Here is a 4,613-nt window from a genome sequence, read left to right as displayed (position 1 = left end):
CTTCCTCAATGTTGAGTGGTCAGTACCCAGCAAGCGAGCTGCTTCACCAATCTTGACTAATCTCTTATCCATAGTATGAGATTATGATAGATAATCATAGATTACTCAATACTGTTTCAAACCCCTTTCTGGTCTTTGGGTATTTGATCCGGTGAATTAATGACGCAGTACTGGCCACTTTTGGTGTTCATGACCAGAAGTGCATAGGTATCCGCTACGTTTTTATGGGATGGACGGCTTAAGGCTATGGCTTCACCTTGGAACAGATCGCGCCTGCCGGGTTTGCTAGTCCCACTGGCCTTTTTCACCGGCTTGATAAACTTGACAGCGTAACGTTCATCAGAAGGGGTTTTCATCAGCTTTACTTTCCCCGTGTGACTAGGAGCCTGTCGGACTTACCACTGACCTACTGCGAAAAAGCCGGATTTGGCCATTTTCTATGATTCTTTTCGTTGAATAGCTCGCTATTCGCCTCACATAATCATAAAAACTGTCTCAAACCGGACTTTTTCTCGCTACGGTCGGCTAAGTCCGACAGACTCCTAGTACCCAGCGTTTTTAATGAGATTGAAATGGACAGCAGTTTATCCAGAGCCTCTTCGCAGCATGTTGCTTCAATATGGTGTCCCCACCCTTGTTCGGGCTGCAAAGGGCATGGCCGAATGGTTTCAGGCGAGTCCGTTTTGCTGACTTTTCTTACTTTTGAAGAAGAAGGTTTCAGTGTTGGGTCGGGTTCAGGGCTTGGCGTTTTGGACAAGACTTCTTCACAAGTAAGAACTTCTTTATCAAAAGATCGGGATCTTTTTATGCCAGCCACAGGCGCAGGAGGGGTTAAAGGCGCTTGTATAGCACCAGGTTCTTTAGAAGAAGAGGGCTGCATTGGAACTCCTTTCTCATGCCAGCGGGACCGTTAAATACCAATGCCTGGACAGTAAAGGGTGGTCAAAGTTCCGTTTTTTAACCAAGACCAGGAGCATATGGGGGGGTCGTTGAAGGTCGTGTACATAATTGAGCGTGAGAGGTATGTGAAAGAGGGAAACTGAAGCGTTTGAGAATGCCAGCACGGGCTGGCATTCAGAAAGAAGCGTTTTTTAGCAGCTTTGTAAGAACTCAACAGAAGGTGCAAAGAATGCACAGCCAGTAATGGCTTCTGAATAATCCATCAGGTGATCATAGTGGCCATGGGCGTCAGCCTTGATCATGGACTCCAGCATCTTATCAAAGTGAACCGGTGTACGGCAGTAAGAGACAAAGTAAAGTCCGCCTTCAGCCGCATTGCCATAGGGCATACTGTGACGCAGAATTTCCATGCTCTTGCCTTCGCTGTTCTTGATATTGGAACGCTTGACGTGAGCGGTTTGGGCTTTTTCTTCGTCGCTGAATTCAATGTCGTCTTTTTTGGTACGTCCGATCACCTTTTCCTGATCGGACACTGCCAGTTTGTCCCATTGGTTGAATTTGTGAACCCATTTCTGGGTGTGGATATAACAGCCGCCAGCAAAGGCATCGTCTTCATCACCCACCAGAGTCACACTGGCTCGGCTTTCTCCCTGAGGGTTTTCAGTGCCATCCACAAAGCCGGTCAGATCACGGTTGTCCAGGTAGCGGAAACCTGTCTCATCTTCCTGAATTTCAACACTCTGGCCAAAGTGGTCCATGGCCCTGTACAACAGGATAAAGTTGACGTCCCTGCGGTTGGAACGGATATGGAGCAGCAGGTCGCCCGGAGTAGCGGGTGCGACCCGATTGCCTTCAGTCAACGATTTGAAGGGGGTCAGCAGTGCCGGCTTGTTGCTTTTATACAAAATATCCCAGGCCTTGCTGCCAATACTGAGGGTGGAAGACAGCCTTGCCTCTGGGTACTGTTCACTCAAGTCACGAGTCAGCTGGGGGATCCGTGCACAGGTCTTTCTAATCTGTTCAAGGCTTTCTGCATCTTGCTTGATATTCAAAACCAGAAAGCAGGCATCGGTATTGGCTTCTGGAGTAATTCCGGATTGTGGTGTGCTCATTTCCAACTCTAGCGTCAGTTTGCGAAATAACTGCGCATAGCATGCAGGGGTTTAACGTTGGGATCAAGACGCTTGCTTGGCTTTATCGGGCGGATAGCAGGCTTCTTCGCACTCACCTTCTTCCGCCATTTGCGCCAGTTGAGAACACTCCGATGACATTGGATAGAAAGAGCAGGCCATGGTTTCTTCCTGGTGGGTCATGATATTGGCAATAATGTCCTGTCGTGTGATTTTGCACTCAATGGAATCAATGGTTCGAAAACCCAGCCAGATAGCAATAGCTGAGAACAGAATCCCACCCGCAGCTTGTCCCACCAGTACCCCATAAGCCCCCATGTGCTGTGAAGCCAGCCAGATAAAAGGAATCGTTCCCAGGGTGGCACGGCCCCAGTTCAACAGAGTTGAATAACCAGGCTTGCCCAGATTGTTGAAAACAGCATTGGTGACAAACAGCGTCCCGGTGAACACAAAACTGATGGCAATCCAGGTACAGAAAAACGACACCAGATTGGCCGCTTCGCGTCTGGCCCGGAAGACTTCAATCAGAATGTCCTGCAGTAGAAACAGAACGACGGAAATCATAATGACATAGATCACCGTAAAAAAGATGGCGTTGCGCAGGGACTCACGCACTCTGCCAATCATTCTTGCCCCAAAATTCTGCCCGACAATAGGACCCACCGCTCCGGACAGAGCAAAAATAACGCCGAAAGCAACAGGAATAAGCCGGTTGATAATGGAGTAGCCTGCTACATAACTGTCTCCGTACTGTGACATATAGCGAACCATCCAGGCACTGCTGAAGGGCATGGCCAGATTGGTGGCAATGGCCGGTAGAGCAATGCCCATGATGTTTCTGAAGTCTTTGCCAAACAGGGAAAGGCGAAAGGGAGAAAAAAGCTTATGTTTGTGAAAAATGCCGTAGCAGGAAATGACAAACAGTGTAATTCGAGCCATCACCGAAGCGATGGCAGCACCTTCGATATTCAAGTCCATAAGAAAGATCAGAATGGGATCGAAGATGGCATTGATCGCCCCGGCGGCCAGTGAAGAGGTCATGGACAGTTTGGCGTCTCCCACCGCCCTCAATCCGGCTCCCAGTGTCATAGCCAGGCTGACCAGAGGCATGGAAGGTATCAGGATATTCAGGTAGCGAACCGCCAGATCGTGAACTTGGCCCGTGGCACCGAGTAAAGTCAGTAGTTGTGGAATGAGAAGCCAGACGACGATGGCCAGAGTGATACTGATCAGGAGCACCAGGAAACAGATATTAACCTGAAACTGGCAGGCTCTTTCCCGGTTATGACTGCCAATGGCCCTGGATACCAGCGCACCTGCGGCAATGGATAAACCGATACCCAGTGAAGAGGTCAGAAATAGAATCGTCCCTGAATAGCCGATGGCGGCGGCCAGAAACTTTTCACCCAGCAAACTGAGAAAGAACAGATCGAGCAAGTCGACAAGAAACAGGGTGGTGATTCCTGCGGCATTGCTGAGGCTCATCACAATGATGTGTTTCATTGTTGAGCCCTGGGTAAATCGGGCCTGGGACATCAGAGGCTTCCGTTAGCTATTAGAGACTTTTGAGCATGGAAGTAAAACGACAGTGGGCGATTAATAACAAGGTGGAGATAAAGACGTTCTTTCCTGATGAGCAGGATCAGGCGTTTCGACCAGCTTAGTCCAGATGGCAGGGACGGGTTAGAGAAATACGGGTACAATCAGTCGCTTCATTGATCTCGGACTGTTCGTTTATGAATCTTATCTGGAACCGTGCTGGGGCCGGCTCTCCGTTGCTTATTCTTGCTCATGGTGCCGGAGCGGCGATGGACAGCGATTTTATGAATCAAATGGCTGAGTTGATTCCGTCTGCCGGGGTCAGCATGGTGCGGTTTGAGTTTCCCTATATGCAGGAGCGTAGAGAAACCGGTAAGAAAAGACCGCCGGACCGACAACCTAAATTATTGCAATGCTGGCAAGAAGTGATTCAGGAAGTGAGAGACGAATACACAGGCCCTCTGTTTATCGGTGGTAAGTCCATGGGCGGACGAATGGCCAGTTTGCTGGTGGCTGAGTTTCCTGATCTTTCATTAAACGGTGTCGTTTGTTTAGGGTATCCCTTCTATGCGCCGGGTAAACAGGATAAACCAAGAACAGATCATCTGACTGATTTTCCACTACCGATGCTAGTGGTTCAGGGCAGCCGTGATGCTATGGGTGAGCATTCAACCGTTCAGGGTTATGACTTGTCTAAGAATATTCAGCTCCACTGGCTGGAAGACGGTAATCATGACCTGAAACCCAGAGTAAAATCAGGCTTTACTCATGAGCAGCATTTACTGGAAGCCGCTGAAACGGTTACAACCTTCATTAAATCCAGAATATAAAGTACTGGAACAACCCTTTTGACGCCTCGGAATAATTATTCAAAAACCATCTATAATTTTGACTCTTATTCGTTTGTTCAATGAGTCAGTCCTGAATCCGTGATTTCTTGATTAGAGAGAGGTTTCTCACCTCCTGAATGCATGAAACCTACAGAATAGGGTTTTGATTTTTTGCTATTCACCAAAGAAGGGTAAAACAGACGCAGAAGATCAA

Annotated in this window: 5 protein-coding genes; 1 reads left to right on the top strand and 4 read right to left on the bottom strand. The window is 48.4% G+C overall.

Going from position 1 to position 4,613, the window contains the following annotated elements; translation table 11 throughout:
• Positions 1-116 precede the first annotated feature (116 nt).
• The 4 genes from ACR2PX_RS26995 to ACR2PX_RS26980 all read right to left on the bottom strand — a co-directional run bounded on the left by ACR2PX_RS26995 (position 117) and on the right by ACR2PX_RS26980 (position 3,566).
• On the bottom strand, positions 117-356 hold the full coding sequence (locus ACR2PX_RS26995; RefSeq protein WP_434002457.1) for a hypothetical protein: 240 nt from the start codon (positions 354-356) through the stop codon (positions 117-119).
• Positions 357-481: 125 nt separating this feature from the next.
• Positions 482-880, bottom strand: a complete 399-nt coding sequence (locus ACR2PX_RS26990; protein WP_434002456.1) for a hypothetical protein — start codon at positions 878-880, stop codon at positions 482-484.
• 211 nt (positions 881-1,091) lie between these two features.
• Positions 1,092-2,012, bottom strand: coding sequence for a Dyp-type peroxidase (locus tag ACR2PX_RS26985; RefSeq protein ID WP_434002455.1), 921 nt, complete (start codon positions 2,010-2,012; stop codon positions 1,092-1,094).
• A 63-nt stretch (positions 2,013-2,075) separates the two neighbouring features.
• On the bottom strand, positions 2,076-3,566 hold the full coding sequence (locus tag ACR2PX_RS26980; protein WP_434002454.1) for an MATE family efflux transporter: 1,491 nt from the start codon (positions 3,564-3,566) through the stop codon (positions 2,076-2,078).
• A 200-nt stretch (positions 3,567-3,766) separates the two neighbouring features.
• Between ACR2PX_RS26980 and ACR2PX_RS26975 the strand changes: the two genes are divergently transcribed.
• On the top strand, positions 3,767-4,399 hold the full coding sequence (locus ACR2PX_RS26975) for an alpha/beta family hydrolase (protein ID WP_434002453.1): 633 nt from the start codon (positions 3,767-3,769) through the stop codon (positions 4,397-4,399).
• Positions 4,400-4,613: the final 214 nt, after the last annotated feature.

It is taken from the genome of Endozoicomonas sp., assembly GCF_051008435.1.
In the GTDB taxonomy this organism is placed as follows: Bacteria; Pseudomonadota; Gammaproteobacteria; order Pseudomonadales; family Endozoicomonadaceae; genus Endozoicomonas_A.
Note: the sequence above shows the minus strand (reverse complement) of the source record. Positions and strands in the feature narration are given on the sequence as shown.